Here is a 22,226-nt window from a genome sequence, read left to right as displayed (position 1 = left end):
GAGTAACACCATGCCCCGTTGGCCCAAGCCCGCCGAGGGCAGCTGGACCGAGCACTACCCGGAACTCGGCACCGCGCCGATGTCCTACGAGGACTCGATCTCACCGGAGTTCTTCGAACTCGAGCGCGAGGCGATCTTCAAGCGCGCCTGGCTCAATGTCGGCCGGATCGAACAACTTCCACGCACCGGCAGCTACTTCACCAAGGAGATTCACGCCGCGCACGCCTCGGTCGTCGTCGTGCGCGACCGGGACGGGCGGATCAACGCCTTCCACAACGTCTGCCGGCACCGCGGCAACAAACTGGTGTGGGACACCCTGCCCCGCGAGGAGACCTCGGGCACCTGCCGCCAGTTCACCTGCAAGTACCACGGCTGGCGCTACGGGCTGGACGGCGCGCTGAATTTCGTTCAGCAGCAAGAGGAATTCTTCGATCTGGACCAGAGCGAGTACGGGCTGGTGCGGGTGCACTGCGAGGTGTGGTCCGGATTCGTCTTCATCAATCTCGCGCCCGAGCCGCGCCAGTCGCTGCGAGAGTTCCTCGGCCCGATGATCACCGACCTCGAGGGCTATCCGTTCGACGCGCTCACCGAGCGCTTCGGCTACCGCTCCGAGGTCGGGGCCAACTGGAAGCTCTACATGGACGCGTTCCAGGAGTTCTATCACGCACCGGTCCTGCACGGGAAACAGACGCCGGACAACTATTCGAATGCCGCGCAGGCGGCCGGATTCGAGGCGCCGCACTACCGGCTCGAGGGGCCGCACCGGATGGTCAGCACCTCCGGCGTGGTCACCTGGGAGCTCGACCCCTCCATGCGCAAACCGATGGAGGACATCACCCGCAGCGGACTGTTCGGCCCTTGGGACACACCGGATCTCGGTCCGATGCCCGCCGGAGTGAATCCCGCCGGATGCGAGCCGTGGGGCCTGGACTCGTTCCAGCTGTGGCCCAACTTCGTGATCCTGATCTGGTCCAGCGGTTGGTATCTGACGTATCACTACTGGCCGACCTCGCACAACACGCACATCTTCGAAGGCAATCTGTATTTCCCGCCGGCGCGTACCACCCGGGAGCGGGTCGCGCACGAGATGGCCGCAGTGACGTTCAAGGAATACGGACTGCAGGACTGCAGCACGCTTGAGGCGACGCAGCTGATGCTGGAATCGCGTGCGGTGACCGCGTTTCCGTTGAACGACCAGGAAATTCTGCTGCGGCATCTGCACAAGGTGGCCGGTGACTGGGTCCAGGACTATCAGCGCGAGAAGACGGAGGTGGCCCGATGAGCGAGTCCCGATTGCCCCAGGAATTCGCGGACCTCGAACCGTTCGCCGAAACATGGTGCCTGGCAACCGAACCCGAGCGCTATGCCCGACGCCTGGCCAGCACCGTTCAGCAGATGCAGGAGTTCTACGACGCGATCACCCCGCTCGCGGAGGCGGTGATCGCCTACTGCGACGGTTTCCCGCTCGACGATCTGCCCGAGCCGGTGCAGAACCTGCTGTATCTGCTGTATTCGATGGTGAATGTGTCCTTCCCGGTGGAGGTGTGGAGCCAGCCGTGGGTACCCGACAGTGGCACAACGAGTTTGGACTGCGTCCTGGAGCCGATCCCATGAGCGAGTCGAGCACGGTCCTGCGCGCCGCGCGCTGGGTCGACGTGGAAACCGGACAGGCGCACTCCCCCGCGACCATCGTGGTGGACGGCAACTCGATCACCGCGGTCGATCCGCCGCAGGAACCCGCGGGCGCGAAGGTGGTCGATCTGGGCGACCTCACGCTGCTGCCCGGTCTGATGGATATGGAGATCAACCTGCTGATCGGCGGTCCCGACACCCCCACCGGACTGCCCAATCCCATGCACGGCGTGCAGGACGACCCGGTCTACCGCACGCTTCGCGGCACGGTGAACGCCCGCACCACCCTGCACGCCGGATTCACCACGGTCCGCAATCTGGGGCTGATGGTCAAGACCGGCGGTTATCTGCTGGACGTCGACCTGGGTCGCGCGATCGACCAGGGCTGGGTCGAAGGGCCGCGCATCGTCGGGGCCGGGCACGCGGTCACGCCGACCGGCGGGCACCTCGATCCCACGATGTTCCAGCGCCTCGCCCCGCACATCATGCCGGTGAGCGTCGAGGAGGGCCGCGCCAACGGTGTGCCGCAGGTGCGCGAATGCGTGCGCTACCAGATCAAATACGGCGCCGGGGTGATCAAGATCTCGGCCTCGGGCGGGGTGATGTCGCACGGGACCGTCGCAGGCGCGCAACAGTATTCGGACGAGGAACTCGCGGCGATCGTGGACGAGGCGCACCGGGCCGGAATCCGGGTCGCCGCGCACGCGCACGGCGACGCGGGAATTCGCGCGTGCATCCGCGCCGGTGTGGACTGCATCGAGCACGGTTCGCTGGCCAGTGAGGACACCATCGCGATGATGGTCGAGCACGGCACCTTCCTGGTGCCGACGAGTTATCTGTCCGAAGGGCTGGATGTCTCCAAAGCCGCTCCCGCACTGCAGAAGAAGGCCGCCGAGGTGTTCCCGCGCGCCCGCGAGACGTTGCGCAAGGCGATCCAGGCGGGAGTCAAGATCGCCTGTGGCACAGACGCACCCGCCGTCCCGCACGGCGACAACGCGAAAGAGCTGTGGGCACTGGTGGATCGAGGCATGACCCCCGCCCAGGCTCTGCGCGCCGCGACGATCACCAGTGCCGAACTCATCGACGTCGACGACCGTGGTCGGCTGGCCGCCGGGCTGCTCGCCGACATCATCGCCGTACCAGGCGATCCGACCGCGGATATCACCGCGCTGCAGGACGTGCGCTTCGTCATGAAGGACGGCCGCATCGTGAAACACCAGTAACAGATCCACACTCGCACAGCGTGACCCGCGTGCGGGCCACCCGAACTCCGAGGAGGTAGCCGTGCTGTCTCATCAGCATCTGTTCATCGGCGGCGAGTGGGTCGCGCCCTGCGGCGACGATACGTTCGAGGTGATCTCCCCGCATACCGGGCAACCGGTCGCCGAGCTGCCCGCGCCGACGCATGAGGACGTCGATCGTGCGATCTCGTTGGCGCGCACAGCTTTCGACGAGGGTCCATGGCCGAGGCTCGATCCGCAGGAGCGGGTCGCGGTGATACGCGAACTGGCCGAGCGCTACCGCCCGCGACAGGAGGAGCTCGCCCAGCTGGTCACCACCGAGATGGGCGCGCCGATCACGTTCTCCCGCTCGGCGCACGCCCGCCTGCCCGGCGCGATGATCGGCGCCTTCGCCGATGTGGCCGCCCGCCATCCGTGGCACGAGGTCCGCGCGGGCGCGTTCGGCGGCGAGGTGATGGTGCACCGCGCGCCCGTCGGCGTGGTCGCGGCGATCATCCCGTGGAATATGCCGATGTTCCTGACGGTCGCGAAACTCGTTCCGGCACTTCTGGCCGGCTGTGCGGTCGTGCTCAAACCCTCCCCGGAGACCGCGCTGGACGCCTACTTCACCGCGGAACTGCTGACCGGACTCGGCCTGCCGCCCGGTCTGGTCAGCATCCTGCCCGGTGATCGCGAGATCGGCCGGTATCTGGTGTCGCATCCCGGCGTGGACAAGGTCTCCTTCACCGGTTCGACCGCCGCGGGCAGGCAGGTCGCGGCGGCATGCGGTTCCGCGCTGCGCCGCGTGAGCCTGGAACTCGGCGGCAAGTCTGCCGCGGTCGTCCTGGACGATGCCGATCCGCAGGGCGTCGCCGAGGGCATGACCGTCGCGGGCTTGATGAACAGCGGCCAGGCATGCGTCGCCCAGACCCGAGTCCTACTGCCGCGCAACCGATATCGGGAGTTCGCCGACGCACTCGCGAGTACGGTCGAGAGCCTCCCGGTCGGCGACCCGTTCGATCCTTCTACCCGGATCGGCCCGATGGTCTCCCAGCGCCAGCAACAGCGCGTCCGGGGATACATCGATCAAGGCGTCCTCGAAGGCGCGCGACTGCTCCTCGGGGGCCCCGGCCTACCGGACGGCATCGACAGCGGCTGGTACATCCGGCCCACCCTGTTCGCCGACGCCGACAACGCGATGCGCATCGCCCAGGAGGAAATCTTCGGCCCGGTCCTGACCTTGATCCCGCACGACGGCGACGAGGACGCGATCCGCCTGGCCAACGCCACCGAATACGGCCTCTCCGGCTCCATCTGGTCCCCCGACATCACCCGCGCAACCGCTGTCGCCCACCGAATCCGCAGCGGCACACTGGGAATCAACGCCGCCTACAGCATGGACCCCGCCGCCCCCTTCGGCGGCATCAAAGCCAGCGGCATCGGCCGCGAATTCGGCCCCGAGGGCCTGGACGGTTTCCTGGAAACCACATCCCTGTCCATCGCCCCGGCGAACGACGCCCGCCCGCCTTCCGGCCGACAACACCCCTGATCACCGGCTGAGAACTCCTACCACACAGAACATTTCGATACCCCGTCGAACCGATCACGGCGACCGGCGGCGTCGGCTCACCACCCAACGCCACCGCGATCACCTAGCTGTTGCGGTCAGGAGTTGTCGACACTCGACAGCCGGAAAGCAGGCGTTCGGCCGCGCGACGCGCCACGTCGGCGATCTCGGGCGTCCCGGCAATACCCGCCGTGACGATCGCGCCCTCGGCGAGCAGATAGATCGTGTCGGCGATCTCCGGCTGTTCTGCGTCCGTCAACGCTGTGATCTGCTCGCGGAATGCTTGCTTGTGCATACGAACCTCGTCGAGTATCGCCGTGGAGGACGCACCGAGTTCGCCGTGGATGTTGACCCAGGCGCAGCCTCGGAATCCGGTATCCCCGAACCAGTTGCGCAGCCAGTCGAAGATCGCGAGGATCCGCCGAGTCGGGTCGTCGAAGCCCTCGACGAAGGTGGCCAGATCGGCCCGCCATCGCACATCTCGCCGCCGGAGCACGGCAACGACGATGTCCTCCTTCGTCCGGAACATCGAGTAGATGCGCTTGAGCGACAGGCCGGACACCTCGCGGATCTTGTCCATCCCGACCGCCTGTACACCGTTCGCATAGATCAGCGACTCGGTCGCGTCCAGCAGCAGTCCGCGGTCATCGGCCTTCTGCTCGGCAGTGAGCGCGGCAGGCACGTCGGTAACTCCCTTTGACATCGAGAACGGTCGTTCCCTACGATAGCCTACACCGTTGAGAACGCTCGTTCTCCCATGTCGAGAGGAGTCGCAGTGTCCGAATCTCGCCCGCCCTACCCGCCTTTCACGGCAGAGACCGCAGCACAGAAGGTCCAGGCCGCGGAGGACGCCTGGAACACTCGCGATCCGCAGCGGGTCGCGCTCGCGTACACACCCGACTCGGTCTGGCGGAACCGGGACGTCTTCGTCCGGGGTCGCGCCGAGATCGTGGACTTCCTGACCACCAAGTGGGAGCGCGAGCTGGACTACGCGCTGCGCAAGAGTCTGTGGAGCTTCCACGAGAACCGGATCGCCGTGCGCTTCCAGTACGAGTGGCACGACCAGCACGGCCAGTGGTGGCGCAGCTACGGCAACGAGCTGTGGGAGTTCACGGACCAAGGACTGATGTCGCGGCGGGAGGCGAGCATCAACGATCTCGCGATCACCGAGGCCGAGCGACGGATCGAAGGTCCGCGCCCCGCCGCGCAGCACGGTATCGAGATCCCGATCCACTAGTCCGGTCGGGGAGGTCACCGGAGCCCTCATCCACGTCCAGGCGGGTGTATGACGTCCGGCTCGCCCCTTTGCGACTGATACCGCATCATGCACTCGACGCTGCAGAACACGCGTCCGTCATAACGTTGGATCGTCGAATTGGGACGCCCACACCAATCGCACCACAAATCATCCACACGAACCATCGGACCGTCCTCATATGCCGAAGTGGGGTTGATCCGCAGGCACCAGCCGCTGAGCCTGCACGAGCCGCGCCTTCGCCTGCCGCTTGACCGCACAGATGGTCACCGGACAATCGATGTGCCACTGCATGATCCAATGCGCGAGCTCGGTGGACATCACCGCCAGCGGCGCATGATCCGTGGGCGGAAGCATCTCGGCCACCGCCCATCACCCGGCCGTCGAGTCAGTAGACACCCACGCGCGCAGAGCATTTCGGAAACGACAAATCAACTCCGGCGTGGGTTCGTCCACCTCTGCGAACTCGGGTATACCTGAACAAGTCACCAGCCGCACCCGGTAGGCACCAGGTGATCGCCGAGGCAAAGCGCCCCGCTGCGACACACTCAACATGCTTCCGCCCCTTCATATTTCATGATATCGATTGGACATCCCGCGATTCGACGCAGCGGGATCGGCACCCGGACCAGAGCAGGATTGCGGCTCGAGAACCAACGCGATCCCCTCGGGCGCCGTATCCATGACACACCTGCGCGACCTTCGAGTCACCCCCGAACGGAGTCTCCGATCGAATCTCGCCGAAGCACCAGCGGAATCTCCGTACCAGCTGAAAACATTTCCCCGAACCGGAGATTCGCGCATCCCCGAAACGGAGCACCCATGTCAGAGACACCGACCATTGGATCGACACTCCCCAGGCGGCAGCTCGGGCGTTACCTCGTGGACTGGCGAACCCGCGCCGGTTACACACAAGTCAAAGCCGCTCAACTCCTGGAGATGGGCGCGACCAGCCTGAACCGCCTGGAGAAGGGCGAAACCGGCCGCATCAAGAATATGGTCATTCAGGCCATCTGCGACTTGTACAGCGTCCCAACGGATCTCGCCGAAGCCTTCAAAGGACTGGCGCAACAGGCCAACGTCAAATCCTGGTGGCATCAGTACGGCGATCTCATCCCGAAGAACTTCGATGTGTACGTCGGTCTGGAAACGGCCGCAACTCAAATAATCACGTACCAACCGGATCTCATCCCGGGACTGCTTCAGACCGCTGAGTACAGCCGATCCTTGATCCAGTCAGCCTGGCCCGATGAGACCCCCGAACAGTGGGAACAGCGAGTACAGATCAAGGCACGACGGCAAACCATCGTGATCAGAAAGACTCAACCGGTGAAGTTGGATGTCGTCATCGGCGAAGCAGCTCTTTACCGGGTCGCGGGAAGCCGGGCGATCATGGCCGATCAGCGACGCCATCTCGCCGACATGAGTACGAGAGACAACGTGAGCATCCGCGTGCTGCCTTTTGCCGCCGGATTCCCAGACGGGGCATCTATGCCTCCGTACGTGATCCTGAGCTTCGGACACGATCAAGGCGGTGCTGAAGTCGAGCCACCGGTGGTCTTCCTCGAAGGCGTGGTCGGCGACATGTACCTCGAAAAGCTCGACGATGTCCAGCACTACTATGGGCGACACGAGAGTATCGAGGCGGCAGCCTTGGACGAGACAGCGAGTAGAAGCCTGCTTCGGCGGGTAGCAAAGGGAGCATGAGCGTGAGCGTTGATCTGTCCGAAGCGAAGTGGTTCAAGAGCAGCCGCAGCCAAGCCGGTAAAGAGTGCGTTGAAGCAGCCTTCCTCGACGGCGGCCTGGTCGGCGTGCGCGACTCCAAAAACCCGACCGGCCCAGCCCTGGTCTTCACTCCACACGAGTGGGACACGTTCACCACAGAAATCCAGAGCGGTCAGTTCGATCGGGCGTAGCAAAGGAGCGTGACATGAGCGTTGATCTGTCCGAAGCGAAGTGGTTCAAGAGCAGCCGCAGCCAAGGTGGCCGAGAGTGTGTCGAGGCAGCCTTCCTCGACAGCGGCTTGGTCGGCCTGCGCGACTCCAAGAACCCGACCGGCCCAGCGCTCGTCTTCACCCCGCACGAGTGGGACGCGTTCACCACGGGAATCCAGAGCGGCCAGTTCGATCGGGCTTGACCACGACCACAATGGCTCGGTACCGACCTCGTCGGTACCGAGCCATTGTTTTGTCCGCATGCCGATCGTATCCGCCAGCACACCAACTGGTTTCGGCCATTCAGTCCGATCAGGCAGTCCCACCCAGCCACGTCCGGGCCGCGACAACCATCGCCTCCACGCCCGTGCTGAGGGTGGGCTCGATCTCCGGGGCGAATTCGGGTGAGTGGTTGGCGGGTACCTGGTCCACACCCCGGCCCTCGACTACCTCGCTCAGGTCCAGACCCGCGAAATCTATTCCGCCCCAGAACCAATAGACGCTCGGAACGCCTGCGGACGTACCGAATACGCCCGCGTCCTCGCTCGCGTTCACCTGGGGTATCGGCAGGATGCGCTGTTCGCCGAAGTGCTCGGCGAAGGCGGCGATCGTGGTTTCGGTCGACGCCGGGTCGTTCACCAGGACGGGGGCGCTGAGGTTCCAGTCGAAGTCCGGTTCGCGCTCGGCTCCCGATGCGGTGGCCTCGGCGCGCACGATGCGTTCTATAGCCGGGCGGACCACGTCCCGGATCTTCTCGTCGTAGGTGCGGGTGGTGATGCCGAGTTCGGCGGTGTCCGGGATGATGTTGTCCTTGGTGCCCGCTTGCAGGCGGCCGACCGTCACCACCGCGGTATCGGCGGGCGGCACCTCGCGCGAGACGATGCCCTGCAGCCTGGTCACCACGTTCGCGGCCATCAGGACGGTGTCGATCGCGGCCTCGGGCCGGGATCCGTGTCCGCCCCGGCCGTACAGCCTGACCTGCACCGCGTCCATACCGGACATCACCGGGCCGCTGCCGTAGCCGATCATCCCAGCCGGTAGCGGGCCGACGTGTTGCGCCAGCACGATGTCGGGCTTCGGAAATCGCTCGAACAGTCCGTCCGCCACCATATTTCGCGCACCGCAGGCCAGCTCCTCGGCCGGTTGGAACACCGCCACCACGGTCCCGGACCACTCCGCGGTCGAATTCGCCAGCAGTGTGGCCGCGCCGACCAGACAGGTGGCGTGCATGTCGTGACCACAGGCATGCATCACCGGCACATCGGCACCCGAATGGTCCTGCGCCCGAACCGAACTCGCATACGGCAGCCCGGTCTTCTCCTCGACCGGCAGCGCATCGAAATCGGCCCGCAGCAGCACCGTCGGCCCGTCCCCGTTCCGCAGCACCCCGACCACCCCGGTCCCGCCGACCTCGGTGGTCACCTCGAACCCCGTCGGCCCCAGCGCCTCGGCCACCCGCTGCGCGGTCCGGAACTCCTGCAACGACAATTCCGGATGCCGATGCAGGTCACGATAGAAATCGGCGAGGTGCTCACGCAGCCCCGGACTGCGGTCCCACGGTAACGCGGCCATAGCTGGCTCCTTCCGAGACTCGGTACGCCGACTGTACCGAGGGAGACACCGGCCTACCACGACCATGTGCGGCGGGAGACACGACCGCTCGGCGTCGTGACCGTCGAACCGCTCGCAAATTCTGCGGGTGTCACCGCGGGGCTTGGTCGGGCGACTCCGGGCTCGCAAACAAGTTCGTCGTTCGGAGCGGAAGGGGAGGAATCGAATCCCGGTGTCCGTTACGGGCGCTACAGGATCCGAAGGGGCCGCGCTGGTCGAACAGTTCGTTCATATGCGGGTCGGCGTGATCGAGCAACCATACGCTCATACCTGTCGCGCCATCACGTCCGAGGATTTCCCAGGCTCGCCACAGCGTATCCAGACGTACGACCGCTTCGGTGTGCATCCACCATTCAGGGCACCATACGGTGTCATTCGAATCGACGACCTGTCGTCGATAAACCGGACTGACATAGTCTTCGACGAACTGGACGAGACTCTCGAAGTGGGTACTGCTCGCTGCGAGACCTTCGGCAGCGGGCTTGTCGAACATGGCATCGGGTGGCGACATCACAGGCAGCGGTTCGAGCGCATCTCGGTGCCCATTCCGCACGCCGCAGTACTTGAACGGGCCACGATGATCGAAAAGCCTCTTCATCTGCGGGTCGGCGTGATCGAGAAACCACCGGCTCATGCCTGGCATGCTGTCTTGTCTGAGATGTTCCCAGGCTCGCCACACAGCGTCCAGACGCACGACCGCCTCGGCATGCCTCCACCATTGCGGACACCACGCCGCATCGTTCGGATCGCTTACCTGTCGCTGATAGAGAAGACTCAGATAGTTCTCGACGAACTGCCCCGCGTCGGCGTAAACACAATGAAGCGGGTCGACCTGCGCCGAGTGGGCGAGGCCGGATGAATTCGCCGCTGGCAACTCGGGAGACTCCATGGGCAACGGCGCCAGGAATGTTCGATGCCCTCCCTGGGCACTGCAATATCGGAAGGGACCGCGCGGGTCGAACAACCGCCGCATATGCGCGTCGGCGTGATCGAGAAACCATGCGCTCATACCCACAAGGCCCACGTTTCGAAAATATTCCCAGGCCCGCCACAAGGCTTCCAGACGTATGACCGCTTCGGGATGTCGCCACCATTCAGTGCACCACACGGTGTCACTGCGATCTTTCACCTGTCGCGCATAGACGAAGCTCAGATAGTTTTCCACGAACTCGCCGACGTTGCCATAGACCGTCGAAGCCGACTGCTCATCCACCGTGGCACCTCCCCCGCCCGGTTCTGTGACCGCCACGGAACCGATTGCAGCAAGCCTACTCGCGACGGCACATCGACGGGCCGGATGCGAGCAGCCACTCTCGGATACCGAACGCAGGAGAAACGCTGCCTCGGTTCAGAATTCGTATCGGGCGACGCGCATCGCATCGCGCAGGACCGGGATTCGGTTGAGCCGTCGCGGCCATGCTCGGACTGCTCGATTCCGATCTCGCCGGTCCGGAGGTCCGTCCACTCGCCCAGGACGGGCTCACCGCATACCTGGCATCTCACGAGCACAACCCACATTCTGACTCCGGCCAGCACTGATTCATGGAGCCACCGAAACTCACCAGCCCCCAGCAACCATCGGGCCTTGACACAACGCCTGTCACCCCTTTGACTTACCGCAAGCTTGTGTTACCTCATCCGACAGCGTTTCGAGAGGTGGACATATGCACTTCACGTGGTCAGCGGGCCCAGGGCATCGGCCCGGATCGTTCGCCCGCCGCGCGACCCTCTCGCCACCGACGCTGTTCCCAGCCGAATCCAGCGAGAGGGTGTTCGAATGACTCGTCGGTCCAGACACTCCCGACCCCGCGCGTTGCGACGCGCCCTGCTACCGGTCGTCGGCGCGATACCTATAGCCGTCGTGGTCACCTGCGCCGGGGCAACGGGCACCGCGGCGGCACAGCCGAGCGTTCCGGCTCCCGCACCCTTCGAGCAGCTCTGGACCAACCTGGTGCAACACGGCGGCAACCCGTTCCCGATCGCCCCTCCGGCCGCGCAGCGCCCTGGTCGAGTGCACCTCGGAACGGCTGCGCCCGCACTCGCACCGGGCGCCGACCATGCGGTCCGCGAGCTCCCCCGGATGATGCGGCATGCCGAGCCCATGCGGGTCATCCCCTGGGGGAACACACGCGCGGCCGAACCCGCCCGGCCCGGCGGGCTGCACCCGGTCCCCGTCGACGACAACTATTCGAACAGGGTCACCCAGCAGACGGTGAATGGCGGGACCGCCGGCATCGTCATCGGCACGCTGGTCGGGGGAATCCCGGGCGCAGTATTCGGAGCGGTGCCGGGAGCGATCATCGGCGGTTCGATCGGTGCGATCATCGGCGGAGTCGCCCTGGCCGTTCCGACCCTCGGGATGGGCGCGCCGCTGGGAATAATAGGCGGCGGCCTCGCGGGTGCGGGCGTCGGCGCCGTGGTGGGCGCTGTGGCCGGCGCGTTGGCGGCGGGTATTCCCATCGGCATCTTCGGCGGAGTCGTCGGTTACCTACTCGGTGCGGCTACCGGGATCGGCAACGGTTCGCAGGGCTGAGCGCACCAGCAGCCCAACGGAATTCACCACGCGGCACGGAGAATTCACCATCCTGCCGGACAATGAGGACGCCTCGGTTTCGTCACGTCCCCGGTCCGATGGGAGCCAGCGCCATGCACGATGACCGCCTGCTGATCGAGGGCCGCCTCGCGCGCGTCCTCACCGAACGGATCGTCCCGGCGATCCATCCGGAGTCCACACCACTCACCGTGGGCATCTGGGTCGCACCGGATGAGCCGGTTCCGGTGACCGAGGGTGTGGCCGCACCACGCACGCCGATCGAGTCCGGCGCGCGCTGGGGTGCGCCGTGGGGAACCAGCTGGCTCACCGTGGCGGGGACGGTGCCCGAGGAGTGGGCCGGGCGGACCGTCGAGGCGATCATCGATCTCGGTTTCGACTCGGGGATGACCGGATTCCAGTGCGAGGGACTGGTTTATCGGCCGGACGGATCACCGGTCAAGGGGCTGCATCCGCAGAACAGCTGGGTCCGGGTGGCATCGCCCGCGGTCGGCGGCGAAGATGTGCTGCTGCACGTCGAGGCGGCCTCGAACCCGGTCGTCCCGTTCCCCGGGCCGACGCCGCTGGGTGATCGGACCACCTCCGGCGACGAGCCGCAGTACCGGTTGGGGCGAATGGATCTGGCGATCTTCGACGAGCAGGTCTGGCAGCTGGTCCAGGATCTCGAGGTACTCGGCGAGCTCATGCACGAGATGCCCGAGAATCCCGCTCGCCGTTACGACATCGCCCGCGCCATCGAAAATGCCTTGGACGCCATCGATCTGCAGGATGTGAACGCCACCGCAGCCGCAGCGCGCGCATGCCTGACCGAGGCGCTCGCCGCGCCCGCCATCGGTTCTGCGCACACGATCTGCGCGGTCGGGCACGCGCACATCGACACCGCATGGCTGTGGCCGTTGCGCGAGACGGTGCGCAAGGTGGCCCGGACCGCCGCGAACATGTCCGCGCTGCTGGCCGACGAACCCGAATTCATCTACACGATGTCCCAGGCCGCGCAGTACGACCTGCTCGCCCGGCACCGGCCGGAGGTCTACGAGAAGGTGCGCGCGGCGGTCGCGGAGGGACGCTTCGTCCCCACCGGCGGCATGTGGGTCGAGGCGGATACGAATATGCCGGGCTCGGAGGCGATGGCGCGACAGTTCGTGTACGGCAAGCGGTTCTTCCTCGAGGAGTTCGGCATCGAGAGCTGGGAGGTGTGGTTGCCGGACACGTTCGGATTCGCCGCCGGGCTACCGCAGATCATTCGCGCGGCCGGCTGTACCCGGCTGCTCACCCAGAAGATCTCCTGGAGCCGGACCAATCAGTTCCCGCACCACACCTTTCTGTGGGAGGGCATCGACGGCACCCGGATCTTCACCCATTTCCCGCCGGTCGACACCTACAACTGCGCCATGACGGGCCGGGAGATCGCCCATGCCGCAAGGAATTTCAAGGAGAAGGGGCGCGCGTCGACCTCGCTCGCGCCGACCGGCTTCGGCGACGGCGGCGGCGGGACGACGCGCGAGATGATCGCCAAGGCCGCCCGGATGCGGAACCTCGAGGGTTCGCCGAAAGTCGTGTGGACCGCGCCCGCCGCGTTCTTCGACCGCGCCGAGGCCGAATACGCCGATCCCCCGGTGTGGGTCGGCGAGCTGTACCTCGAATTGCATCGCGGCACGCTGACCAGCCAGGCCGGGACCAAACAGGGCAACCGGCGCAGTGAACATCTGCTGCGCGAGGCCGAGCTGTGGGCGGCCACCGCGGCGGTCCGCACCGATGCGGCCTACCCGTACGAGGACCTGGACCGGATCTGGAAGACGGTGCTACTGCACCAGTTTCACGACGTTCTGCCGGGATCGTCCATCGCCTGGGTGCATCGGGAGACCGAACAGGCCCACGCCGAGGTGGCACGGGAACTGACGACGCTCGTCGAGCAGGCACAGTGGACGCTCGGCGGCGGGGAGGCCGGGCCGAACGTCTTCAATCCCGCTCCGCACGAATGGTTCTCGATTCCGGCCGGTGCGGCGGGGCCAGCGCGGGCGCACCGGCCGTGCACGGTGACCAAGCGCGCCGACGGCGGACACGTCCTGGACGACGGGCTGATCCGGGTCGAAGTGGATGCGCGCGGGCTGGTGGTCTCGGCATTCGATCTCGTGCGCCGCCGCGAAACGGTGCCGCCGGGCGCGACCGCGAATCTGCTGCAACTGCACCCGGACCTGCCCAACGCGTGGGACGCCTGGGATGTGGACCTGTTCCACCGCAACCGCGTCACCGACCTCACCGAGGTGGATTTCATTGCCGTACAGCCGGATTCGAGAACGGGAGCGGTTCTGCGCATCGGCCGGTCGTTCGGTTCCTCGAGCGTCGAACAGACGCTGTCACTGCGCGACGGGGCGCTGCACATCGAGACCACCGTCGACTGGCACGAGACCGAGAAATTCCTGAAATTGGCCTTCCCCCTGGATATCCACGCCGACCGGTACGCCTCGGAAACCCAGTTCGGCCACATGTTCCGCCCCACGCACACCAACACCAGCTGGGAGTACGCGAAATTCGAGGCGTGCAACCACCGGTTCGTCCACCTCGGCGAGCCCGGCTGGGGCGTGGCCGTGGTCAACGACGGCACCTACGGACACGACGTCACCCGGACGGTCCGGCCCGACGCCGGGACCACCACGACCGTTCGAGCCTCGCTGCTGCGCGCGCCCCGCTTCCCGGATCCGGCCGCCGATCAGGGCTCACATCGCTTCCGGCACATGCTGATTCCCGGGGCGAGGATCGGTGATGCGGTGCGCGAGGGTTATCGCATCAACCTCACCACACCGCGTCGCGGTGTCGCCGAACCCGTCGCGCCGCTGTTCACCATCGACAACGACGCCGTCGTCACCAGCGCGGTCAAACTCGCCGACGATCGGAGCGGCGACGTCGTGCTGCGGGTGTACGAGGCGCACGGCGGCCGCGCGACAGCCCTGGTCACCCCCGGTTTCGCCACGTCCGGGTTCCAGATCTGCGACCTGCTCGAACGCCCGGTCGCCGAGGAAGTTGCGGCGCTGCCCGATGGAGCCCGGGTTCGCTTGCAGCTCAGGCCCTTCCAGCTCCTCACGCTACGTTTCAGCCGATCTCGGGCGAATGATCCCGACCGAACGGAGCACAGCGGCGGGTAGGCCCGTCCGGCACCGCAACGACCGTCTCGGGAGCGCAGCGGGGACGGCGGTATCGTGCTGACGGCAACCGTTCGGTATCCGAACGGCCGCAGCGCCCGGCATGCTCGGAGGTGGCGGGTGATGCCGACGAAGTGAGGTGACCGTGATGACCGACGGCGAAGTGCGGCGAGATTCGCTCCGCCCGGGTGGATTCGCGAGCACGCCGGAGCTGTACGCGGATCTGTCCGTCGACGAACTCGTACAGACCTGGTCTCGGCAGATCCCCGACGCCGCGGCGTTCGTGACCGCCGAACGATCGATGACCTGGCGCGAGTACGACCGGTTCGCCGAGGACATCGCGACACAACTACGCCGTGCCGGTGCACCCCGCTCTCGCGTGGCCCTGCTGCTGCCCGACACCGGCGTGGTCCATGCCGCACTGTGTGGGGCCTATCGGGCGAACCGGGTCGCGGCGGCGATCGCCATCCGTTCCGGGCTGCGCGAAATCGCACACATCATGGCCCGGACAGCAGCCTCGACTCTGGTCACCGTCGAGTCGATTAGCGGACGTTCGTGGCGCGAACTCCTGGCCGAATTGCGCGAATACGGCATCGCGCCGTCGAATGTCGTTGTTCTGGACGAGGATTCGTGCCGCGTCACCCGGCACCAGCTCGCCGAGGAAGCCGCCTCCGAAGCCACCGAACCTTTCACGACCTCGGACATCACCATCCTCAACTCGACCTCGGGCACGACCGGACTGCCGAAGGTCGTCACCCACACCGAACGCCGCTGGGTCGCCTTCGCCCGGGAAGCCATGTCGGGCGGGCGAATCGGCCCCGATGACGTGATCTGCTCGGTCGTCCCGGCGCCCTACGGCTTCGGCCTCTGGTCGGCGCACTTCCTGCCCGCGCTGCTGGGCATCCCGGTCGTACTCACCGCGCGGTTCGACGCGGCCGGAACCGCTCTGCTGGTCGAGCGCGAACGAGCCACCGTATTGTGCTGCGTCAGTACGCAATTCAAAATGCTGCTGCGCTCCGAAGACGCCGGTCGGCACGACCTGTCCAGCCTGCGCGTCCTCTATACCGGAGGCGAGCCGGTCCCCTACGACGACGCCGTCGCCTTCGAACAGCGCACGGGCGCAAGCGTTCTCCAGTTCTACGGGTCCAACGAGTCCGGGGCGGTCAGCCGCACCACCCTGGACGACGATGTGGACACCCGCCTGCGCACCTGCGGTCGAATCCTGCCCTCGATGACCGTTCGAATCCTCGACGACACCGGCGCGGACGCCACCGGCAGACCGCGCCGCGGCCAACCGGCGGTGCGCGGACCGCTCATCTCCCCCGGCTACTGGGACGATCCGGCCGCGAATGCGGAGCTGTTCACCGCGGACGGCTGGATGCTGCTGGGCGACATCGTGGAGGTCGACGACACCGACCGGGTCCGAGTGGTCGGCCGCACAGCGGATTTCGTCATCCGCGGCGGGAAGAACATCTCGATCGTGGAGATCGAGCACCTCGTGCGCGCGCACCCGGCAGTGTCCGACGTCGCCGTCGTGGGCGTGCCCGACCCGATCTTCGGCGAACGCGTCTGCGCCGTGGTCGTTCTCACCGCCGACACCGACCTGACCACCGACACTCTGGCGAGTTGGCTCCGCGCCGAAGGCGTGAGCGCGGAGTACCTCCCCGAGTACGTCGTCCCGGTCGATCGGCTCCACCTGGGTCCGGGCGGCAAGACCGACCGCGCGGCAGCCCGGGAGGCCGCGGCCCGGATGGTGAACCGCGGGCGGTAGCGGCTACTTGTCGCCCGAGAAGTCGATCTGCGCAGCGGCATTGGACACCGCGGTCACCATCCCGGTCCCGATCGGCCCCACCGAATCGAACAGCGTCGCCGTACCGACCGACAGACCGTTGGCCGTCAGATGCGTCTCGGCGCGCAGACCGATCCGATCCCCGACCGGAACCCGATCCAGCGCGACGGTGAGATCCGCATTGATGTACCCGATCCCCTGCGAACCCCAGTTGGTCACCAGGCTCGTGGACTCCGCGGCGGTCACGGCCTGCACGAACGGACTGCGTTCCTCACCCTCGACCGCTGTCAGCGGCACGATCCACAGGCTCTTGCGTCCGGAGTTCTGATGGTCGGCCATACTCGTGGACCATTCGTGGTCGCTCTCGTGCCACCAGTCCAGACCCGAATCGGGCGGCGGATCGAACGGATGCTCCGAATGCCATTCGTCCCCGGGCGGCGTGTCCGCGGCGCGCAACTGCACCAGCCGAGCCTCGGCGACCTCGACCTCACCCTGGAGCACCTTGGCCGCCGCGACGTGGACCCGACGTCCCGCGCGCACCACCTCGGTTCGCACCTCGAGCGGCTGTCCCTTGGCCGCCTTGAACAGATCGATGGTGAATCGGGCCGGAACGAAGCCCTCCAGACCGTGTTCCCGCTCGAGTGAGCGCGCCGCCGCGGCGCAGATCGCCGGACCGTTGAGCATGTCCGCTCCCCATCGTCCGTACGCCCATTTCTCCGGGAGGTAGCGCCCGTCGTCGTCGACCTTGAACAGGGCCGGCATATCACTCATGCGTCCCATATTCCCGTATGGCCCGAACACGCCCAGCACGGACCGTGCCCGATCCGGGTTCCGAGACCGCCGTCACCCGCGACCGAAATTAACTTAGACGCTCTAATAAGGTAAACTAATAAGCGTGGGTGGAAGGACTTCCGAGGGCGATCTCGCCACGGTGACCACGCTTCGAGCGTCGGTCATGCGGCTCGCTCGCCGCCTGCGTCACCAACGGGTCGAGCACACCCTGAGCTCGACCGAGATGCAGGTGCTCGCAACGCTTTCCCGCACCGGCCCGGCGACTCCGGGCGAGCTGGCCCGTCAGGAACACGTCCAGCCGCCGTCGATGACCAGAATCATCGCGCTGCTGGAGGACAAGGGGCTGGTGCGGCGCGAACCACATCCGCAGGACCGGCGGCAGGTGCTCGTCATCGCCACCGAACCCGCCGCGGAGATCTTGGAGCAGAGCCGTCGACTGCGGGACGCCTGGCTGGCGGACCTGGTCGGCGAGCTCACGGATGAGGAGTGGGAGCTGGTGCGTTCGGCCGCTCCGGTGCTGGAACGTCTCGCACAGCTGTGAGATGCCTTCCGGTACCGCGACCGAACACATCGCGACCCGGAGAGGCAGTACGTGACATCGAGCGACCGCGACGCGAAGGACCTCACCCACCACACCCCTGACATCGATCCGGACGCCACCGATCTGGTCCCGCCCTCCCGCTCCCGGGTGGGCATGTTCACCTCCCTGCGAGTCCGCAACTATCGCTACTTCTTCCTCGGCCAGGTGGTCTCCAACACCGGCACCTGGATGCAGCGCATCGCGCAGGACTGGCTGGTGCTCAGCCTCACCGGCAGTTCCTTCGCGGTCGGCATCACCACCGCCATGCAGTTCCTGCCGATGCTGCTGTTCGGCCTCTACGGCGGAGTGATCGCGGACCGCTTCCGCAAACGGCAGCTGCTGATCCTCACGCAGGCCGCCATGGGTCTGCTCGCCGCCATCCTCGCGATCCTCACGCTGACCGGCTCCGTGCACGTGTGGCACGTGTATCTGCTGGCTCTGCTGTTGGGCATGGTCACGGTGGTGGACAACCCGACCCGGCAGACGTTCGTCTCGGAGATGGTCTCCCGCGGCCAGCTGCGCAATGCGGTCAGCCTCAACGCGGCCAATTTCCAGACCGCCCGGCTGATCGGGCCCGCGGTGGCCGGTGCGGTCATCGCGGCGGTCGGCTCCGGCTGGGCCTTCGCGATCAACGCGCTGTCCTTCGCGGCGGTGATCGGCGGGCTGCTGCTGATGCGTCCCGCCGAACTGCACGTCATGCCGCGGGTGCCACGGGAGAAAGGTCAACTGCGCGAAGGGCTGCACTATGTGCGGTCGCGGCCGGAACTGATCTGGCCGATCGTGCTGGTCGGCTTCATCGGAACGTTCGGTTTCAACTTCCCCACCGTGCTGTCCGGCTTCGCGTACAACATCTTCCACATCGACGCCGGCCGATACGGTCTGCTCAACACCGCCCTCGCGGCCGGATCCCTGGTCGGCGCGCTGCTGGCGTCCCGGCGCACGAAGATGCGGCTGCGGATGATCGTGCTCACCGCGGTCGGCTTCGGCGTCCTCGAGGCGGTGACCGCGTTCGCGCCGGAGTACTGGGTGTTCGCCGCGGGGCTGACGATCGTGGGCCTGATCGGGATGACCTTCAACACCTCCAGCAATTCGATGGTCCAGCTGGCCACCGAGGCGTCCATGCGCGGGCGGGTGATGTCGCTGTACATGATGGTGTTCACCGGCGGCAGCCCGATCGGCGGACCGATCGTCGGCTGGGTCACCGAGCGGTACGGTCCGCGGATGGGGTTGTTCGCCTGCGGTGCGGTGTCCGCGCTGGCTGCGCTCGTCGTCGCGCGAATCCTGGCCCGCCGCAGCGGATTGCGCCTCCAGGTTTCGCGCCGCGGCGTCGCGTTCGTGCCGCGTCAGCTCGTGGTGCGCTCGCAGATCGCACCGGCGGCGGTAATGAGTGGCACCAACTGCTCGTCGGCGATCCAGGCGCCGTGATGTCCCGGTGGCGTCGATTCCATCGGCCCACATCCGGACGCACCAGCGCTGTCCCGCCTGTTGCCGACCGACACCCCGTACCGGCGGACGAACGGTGGATCTTGCTGGCGCGGAAGATAATCCGCGCTCAGCTCCGGACCGGTCGGATCATCGCGCCGGTTCACGACGTGGCCTGAATCACTCGGTGCCGGTACGTTGGAACCGGGGCGCGGAGGAGTCGAGATGCCAGACATCGGGATCATCGGAGCGGGTACCGCGGGGCTGCACCTCGCATTGCTGCTCCAGCAGGCCGGGATTCACACCCGCATCTATACGAACCAGACCGCGGAACAGGTGGCCACGGTTCGCCCGCAGAACACCGTGTCCCACCATGCCCCGACCATCGCCCGCGAAGAGGCGATGGGTGTGAACTTCTGGCCTGCACAGGAATTCGGCTACCAGGTGCACTATCACCACCTGAACGTGCCGGACGGTCCGCCGGTGTTCCGAGGCGATTTCCTGCGTCCGTCGCGAGTCCTGGACTACCGCATCTACCTGCCGCGTCTGATGGCCGAGTACGAAAACCGTGGTGGCACAATCGAGCAGCGAACCGTCGAGCCGCAGGACTTCGACCAGCTCGCCGGTCACCACGATCTGATCGTGGTGGCCGCGGGCAAGCGATCGTTCACCGAGTACTTCGGCGAACGGCCCGAAGTCTCCCCCTACGCGAAGCCGCAGCGGCACCTGGCCGTGGGGTTCTGGGCCGGGGTCGACCAGACCGATCCGCGGGCCGTGACCATGAGCATCTCCCCCGGACACGGCGAACTGCTGGACCTGCCGATCACCACGTTCGATGGATGGGCGAGCGCGCTGCTGTTCGAGAATGTCCCGGGCGGTGATCTCGAAATCCTGATGACACAGCAGGAATCCGACGATCCCGAGGCCTACCGCCGGTTGGTGCTCGAGAAGCTGCGGGTTCATCATCCGACGGTGTTCGAGCGCGTCGAGCAGTCCCGCTTCGCGCTGATGCGTCCCGGCGACATCCTGCAGGGCGCGGTCCGGCCGGTGGTGCGAAACGACTACCGGCTGCTCGACGGCGGGACGGTCGTGCTTTCTCTCGGCGATGCGCACGCCACCGTAGACCCGGTGACGGGACAAGGCGCGAACTCGGCCTCCTTCGAGGCGCAGGTCGCCGCAGACGCGATCATCGAGGACGGGGTGATCGACGAGCGGTTCGCGCAGAAGGTGGCATTGCGCCGGCGCGAGCGGGTCGACGGCCTGAGCACCTGGGTGAACACCATGATCGAGACGCCGACGCCGCCGCACCTGCAGCAGCTGCTCGGGGCCATGTCGCAGCTGCGCACGTTGTGCGACGAGTTCACCGAGAACTTCAGTCATCCACACCGCAACGGCGACATGCTCGCCACGCCCACGCGCGTCGAAGCGGCGATTGCGCGACACTCCGCCCTCGCCGGCGACCCGACCGGGAAAGGACGAACCGCCTGATACACAAGCTTGTTGTCCTGTCCTCTCAGCTCGTGGTGCGCTCGCAGATCGCACCGGCGGTGGCAATGAGCGGCACCACTTGCTCCTGCGCGGTCCAGGCCCCGTGATGTCCCAGTAGGGTCGACTCGAGCGGCTCGTCGCCCGGACGTACCAGCACGGTGCCGCCCTGTGCGACCGCGATCAGGTCGCCGATGCGTGCGGTGATGATCTCGTCGGGCGGGGTCGGGCCGAACCAGTGCTCGTCCAGGGCCTGCTCCCGGCCGACCACCCGTGCGTGCGTGGACAATTCACCGGTCCATCGGTCCCGCACATCGGCGAATGCCGCGGGGTCGTCCAGGTAGATGTGCCGCACGCGCGCCTCGCCGCCGATCAGCCGCACGTCGCGGTGCAGGTGTTCCCGGGCGTCCAGGTCGATGACGTTGTCCGCCAGGATCATTCCGTGATCGCCGGTGATCAGCAGTGCGCACGTCCCGGGCAGATCGGTGAGCAGTCCGGCCACGCAGGCATCGACCCGACGCAGCATCTCCAGCCACTGCGGTGACCCGGGGCCGTGCAGATGTCCGGTCGCGTCGAGGTCGGCGAAATAGGCGTAGGCGAACCGGGATTCGACACCGGAATGCTCGGCGACCGCGAGGATTCCAGCGCGCAGCTCGTCCAGCGTCGCGGCCGGGTGCACCGTTCCGGCGGCGCGGAAAGCGGCCCTGGTGAGACCGGAGTCGCGCTGATAGCCCGGAATCACGTAGTGCACCTCGACGCCGTGCGCCGCGAGATCCTGCACCCGGCTGGGCCGCTGTTGCACGGTCTCGGGCGGATGGGTGTGCAGAGCGTCGTCTCCGACGGCGGTGTCGAGCCGCCAGCGCAGTGCGTTGAGCAGCCGCGGACCTCCGGTGTCCGGCACGGCGAAGCTGTACCCGATGACGCCGTGCGTGGCGCAGGGCGCACCGACGGCCAGACTGGTGAGACTGGTCGCGGTCGTCGCGGGAAATCCGGCGGTCAGCGTGGTGGCGACGTGCTCGGCGAGGGTGGGCGCCACATCCCGGTGTCGCGCCAGCAGCTCGGCGCCCAGACCATCGATCAGGAGCACCACGACATCACGATGCGGCACGAGCCACAGCGGGGCGGCCACGTCCATCCCGAAGGATGCGGCGACGGACGGCAGGACATCGGCGAGTGTGTACGGCATCGTCGTCCATGCTGCCCGATCGGCCGCTCCGGCGCTCGTATCGGCTTGTCCCGCACTTGTAC

The 22,226-nt window shown here is 66.6% G+C and carries 20 protein-coding genes; 14 read left to right on the top strand and 6 right to left on the bottom strand.

Annotation, left to right across the window (positions count from 1 at the left end):
• Window positions 1-10: 10 nt before the first annotated feature.
• The 4 genes from K7711_RS22895 (at window position 11) to K7711_RS22880 (ending at window position 4,401) form a co-directional block, all read left to right on the top strand.
• Entirely contained in the window at window positions 11-1,282 is a 1,272-nt protein-coding gene (locus K7711_RS22895) for an aromatic ring-hydroxylating oxygenase subunit alpha (protein ID WP_222971488.1), read from the top strand.
• Window positions 1,279-1,614 (top strand): hypothetical protein, encoded by a 336-nt coding sequence (locus K7711_RS22890; protein WP_222971487.1) that lies wholly within the window; start codon window positions 1,279-1,281, stop codon window positions 1,612-1,614. The genes K7711_RS22895 and K7711_RS22890 overlap by 4 nt, the downstream gene beginning before the upstream one ends.
• On the top strand, window positions 1,611-2,855 hold the full coding sequence (locus tag K7711_RS22885; RefSeq protein ID WP_222971486.1) for a metal-dependent hydrolase family protein: 1,245 nt from the start codon (window positions 1,611-1,613) through the stop codon (window positions 2,853-2,855). Before K7711_RS22890 ends, K7711_RS22885 begins: the two co-directional genes overlap by 4 nt.
• 64 nt (window positions 2,856-2,919) lie before the next feature.
• Window positions 2,920-4,401 (top strand): aldehyde dehydrogenase, encoded by a 1,482-nt coding sequence (locus tag K7711_RS22880; RefSeq protein ID WP_222971774.1) that lies wholly within the window; start codon window positions 2,920-2,922, stop codon window positions 4,399-4,401.
• Between the two features lie 103 nt (window positions 4,402-4,504).
• On the opposite strand, the gene K7711_RS22875 is transcribed toward K7711_RS22880, so the two are convergent.
• Window positions 4,505-5,122, bottom strand: coding sequence for a TetR/AcrR family transcriptional regulator (locus K7711_RS22875; RefSeq protein WP_235747625.1), 618 nt, complete (start codon window positions 5,120-5,122; stop codon window positions 4,505-4,507).
• A 72-nt stretch (window positions 5,123-5,194) separates the two neighbouring features.
• Here K7711_RS22875 and K7711_RS22870 point away from each other — a divergent pair, with 72 nt between their 5' ends.
• Window positions 5,195-5,656: a nuclear transport factor 2 family protein gene (locus tag K7711_RS22870; protein WP_222971485.1), complete on the top strand. Its 462-nt coding sequence runs from the start codon at window positions 5,195-5,197 to the stop codon at window positions 5,654-5,656.
• Between the two features lie 195 nt (window positions 5,657-5,851).
• Here the strand turns inward: K7711_RS22870 and K7711_RS22865 are convergent, their stop codons facing one another.
• Window positions 5,852-6,031, bottom strand: coding sequence for a hypothetical protein (locus tag K7711_RS22865; RefSeq protein ID WP_222971484.1), 180 nt, complete (start codon window positions 6,029-6,031; stop codon window positions 5,852-5,854).
• A gap of 465 nt (window positions 6,032-6,496) precedes the next feature.
• Here K7711_RS22865 and K7711_RS22860 point away from each other — a divergent pair, with 465 nt between their 5' ends.
• The 3 genes from K7711_RS22860 to K7711_RS22850 are packed head-to-tail and all read left to right on the top strand — an operon-like array spanning window position 6,497 to window position 7,811.
• Window positions 6,497-7,381, top strand: a complete 885-nt coding sequence (locus K7711_RS22860; RefSeq protein WP_222971483.1) for a helix-turn-helix domain-containing protein — start codon at window positions 6,497-6,499, stop codon at window positions 7,379-7,381.
• 2 nt (window positions 7,382-7,383) lie between these two features.
• Complete coding sequence (locus tag K7711_RS22855) at window positions 7,384-7,590, top strand: DUF397 domain-containing protein (protein WP_222971482.1); 207 nt, start codon at window positions 7,384-7,386, stop codon at window positions 7,588-7,590.
• A 14-nt stretch (window positions 7,591-7,604) separates the two neighbouring features.
• The gene (locus K7711_RS22850) at window positions 7,605-7,811 is read left to right on the top strand and encodes a DUF397 domain-containing protein (RefSeq protein ID WP_222971481.1); all 207 of its coding nucleotides are present in this window, start codon (window positions 7,605-7,607) and stop codon (window positions 7,809-7,811) included.
• 109 nt (window positions 7,812-7,920) lie between these two features.
• Here the strand turns inward: K7711_RS22850 and K7711_RS22845 are convergent, their stop codons facing one another.
• Complete coding sequence (locus tag K7711_RS22845) at window positions 7,921-9,180, bottom strand: amidohydrolase (protein WP_222971480.1); 1,260 nt, start codon at window positions 9,178-9,180, stop codon at window positions 7,921-7,923.
• Window positions 9,181-9,310: 130 nt separating this feature from the next.
• Entirely contained in the window at window positions 9,311-10,432 is a 1,122-nt protein-coding gene (locus K7711_RS47740; protein WP_308014898.1) for a DUF4913 domain-containing protein, read from the bottom strand.
• Between the two features lie 564 nt (window positions 10,433-10,996).
• Between K7711_RS47740 and K7711_RS22825 the strand changes: the two genes are divergently transcribed.
• From K7711_RS22825 to K7711_RS22815, 3 genes are all read left to right on the top strand, one after another.
• The gene (locus K7711_RS22825) at window positions 10,997-11,752 is read left to right on the top strand and encodes a hypothetical protein (RefSeq protein WP_222971479.1); all 756 of its coding nucleotides are present in this window, start codon (window positions 10,997-10,999) and stop codon (window positions 11,750-11,752) included.
• A 113-nt stretch (window positions 11,753-11,865) separates the two neighbouring features.
• The gene (locus K7711_RS22820) at window positions 11,866-14,913 is read left to right on the top strand and encodes an alpha-mannosidase (protein WP_222971478.1); all 3,048 of its coding nucleotides are present in this window, start codon (window positions 11,866-11,868) and stop codon (window positions 14,911-14,913) included.
• Between the two features lie 145 nt (window positions 14,914-15,058).
• Window positions 15,059-16,681: a class I adenylate-forming enzyme family protein gene (locus K7711_RS22815; RefSeq protein WP_222971477.1), complete on the top strand. Its 1,623-nt coding sequence runs from the start codon at window positions 15,059-15,061 to the stop codon at window positions 16,679-16,681.
• Window positions 16,682-16,684: 3 nt separating this feature from the next.
• Here the strand turns inward: K7711_RS22815 and K7711_RS22810 are convergent, their stop codons facing one another.
• The gene (locus K7711_RS22810; protein ID WP_222971476.1) at window positions 16,685-17,470 is read right to left on the bottom strand and encodes an acyl-CoA thioesterase domain-containing protein; all 786 of its coding nucleotides are present in this window, start codon (window positions 17,468-17,470) and stop codon (window positions 16,685-16,687) included.
• Window positions 17,471-17,594: 124 nt separating this feature from the next.
• Here K7711_RS22810 and K7711_RS22805 point away from each other — a divergent pair, with 124 nt between their 5' ends.
• From K7711_RS22805 to K7711_RS22795, 3 genes are all read left to right on the top strand, one after another.
• Window positions 17,595-18,032, top strand: coding sequence for a MarR family winged helix-turn-helix transcriptional regulator (locus K7711_RS22805; RefSeq protein WP_308014897.1), 438 nt, complete (start codon window positions 17,595-17,597; stop codon window positions 18,030-18,032).
• A gap of 51 nt (window positions 18,033-18,083) precedes the next feature.
• Entirely contained in the window at window positions 18,084-19,496 is a 1,413-nt protein-coding gene (locus K7711_RS22800; RefSeq protein WP_222971475.1) for an MFS transporter, read from the top strand.
• 222 nt (window positions 19,497-19,718) lie between these two features.
• Complete coding sequence (locus tag K7711_RS22795) at window positions 19,719-20,981, top strand: styrene monooxygenase/indole monooxygenase family protein (protein WP_222971474.1); 1,263 nt, start codon at window positions 19,719-19,721, stop codon at window positions 20,979-20,981.
• Between the two features lie 25 nt (window positions 20,982-21,006).
• Here K7711_RS22795 and K7711_RS22790 read toward each other — a convergent pair whose 3' ends face one another.
• Entirely contained in the window at window positions 21,007-22,164 is a 1,158-nt protein-coding gene (locus K7711_RS22790) for an alkaline phosphatase family protein (protein WP_222971473.1), read from the bottom strand.
• Window positions 22,165-22,226 lie beyond the last annotated feature (62 nt).

It is taken from the genome of Nocardia coffeae (assembly GCF_019890715.1).
Taxonomy (GTDB): Bacteria; Actinomycetota; Actinomycetes; order Mycobacteriales; family Mycobacteriaceae; genus Nocardia; species Nocardia jiangxiensis.
This window is presented reverse-complemented; position numbering and strand designations above follow the sequence as displayed.

Excerpts from the sequence above, each read along its gene's own strand:
- K7711_RS22895 (WP_222971488.1), top strand. The coding sequence starts at position 11 with ATGCCCCGTTGGCCCAAGCCCGCCGAGGGCAGCTGGACCGAGCACTAC.
- K7711_RS22790 (WP_222971473.1), bottom strand. The coding sequence starts at position 22,164 with ATGCCGTACACACTCGCCGATGTCCTGCCGTCCGTCGCCGCATCCTTC.
- K7711_RS22845 (WP_222971480.1), bottom strand. The coding sequence starts at position 9,180 with ATGGCCGCGTTACCGTGGGACCGCAGTCCGGGGCTGCGTGAGCACCTC.
- K7711_RS22795 (WP_222971474.1), top strand. The coding sequence starts at position 19,719 with ATGCCAGACATCGGGATCATCGGAGCGGGTACCGCGGGGCTGCACCTC.
- K7711_RS22820 (WP_222971478.1), top strand. The coding sequence starts at position 11,866 with ATGCACGATGACCGCCTGCTGATCGAGGGCCGCCTCGCGCGCGTCCTC.
- K7711_RS22875 (WP_235747625.1), bottom strand. The coding sequence starts at position 5,122 with ATGTCAAAGGGAGTTACCGACGTGCCTGCCGCGCTCACTGCCGAGCAG.
- K7711_RS22865 (WP_222971484.1), bottom strand. The coding sequence starts at position 6,031 with ATGCTTCCGCCCACGGATCATGCGCCGCTGGCGGTGATGTCCACCGAG.
- K7711_RS22890 (WP_222971487.1), top strand. The coding sequence starts at position 1,279 with ATGAGCGAGTCCCGATTGCCCCAGGAATTCGCGGACCTCGAACCGTTC.
- K7711_RS22815 (WP_222971477.1), top strand. The coding sequence starts at position 15,059 with ATGACCGACGGCGAAGTGCGGCGAGATTCGCTCCGCCCGGGTGGATTC.
- K7711_RS22825 (WP_222971479.1), top strand. The coding sequence starts at position 10,997 with ATGACTCGTCGGTCCAGACACTCCCGACCCCGCGCGTTGCGACGCGCC.
- K7711_RS22810 (WP_222971476.1), bottom strand. The coding sequence starts at position 17,470 with ATGAGTGATATGCCGGCCCTGTTCAAGGTCGACGACGACGGGCGCTAC.
- K7711_RS22885 (WP_222971486.1), top strand. The coding sequence starts at position 1,611 with ATGAGCGAGTCGAGCACGGTCCTGCGCGCCGCGCGCTGGGTCGACGTG.
- K7711_RS22850 (WP_222971481.1), top strand. The coding sequence starts at position 7,605 with ATGAGCGTTGATCTGTCCGAAGCGAAGTGGTTCAAGAGCAGCCGCAGC.
- K7711_RS22860 (WP_222971483.1), top strand. The coding sequence starts at position 6,497 with ATGTCAGAGACACCGACCATTGGATCGACACTCCCCAGGCGGCAGCTC.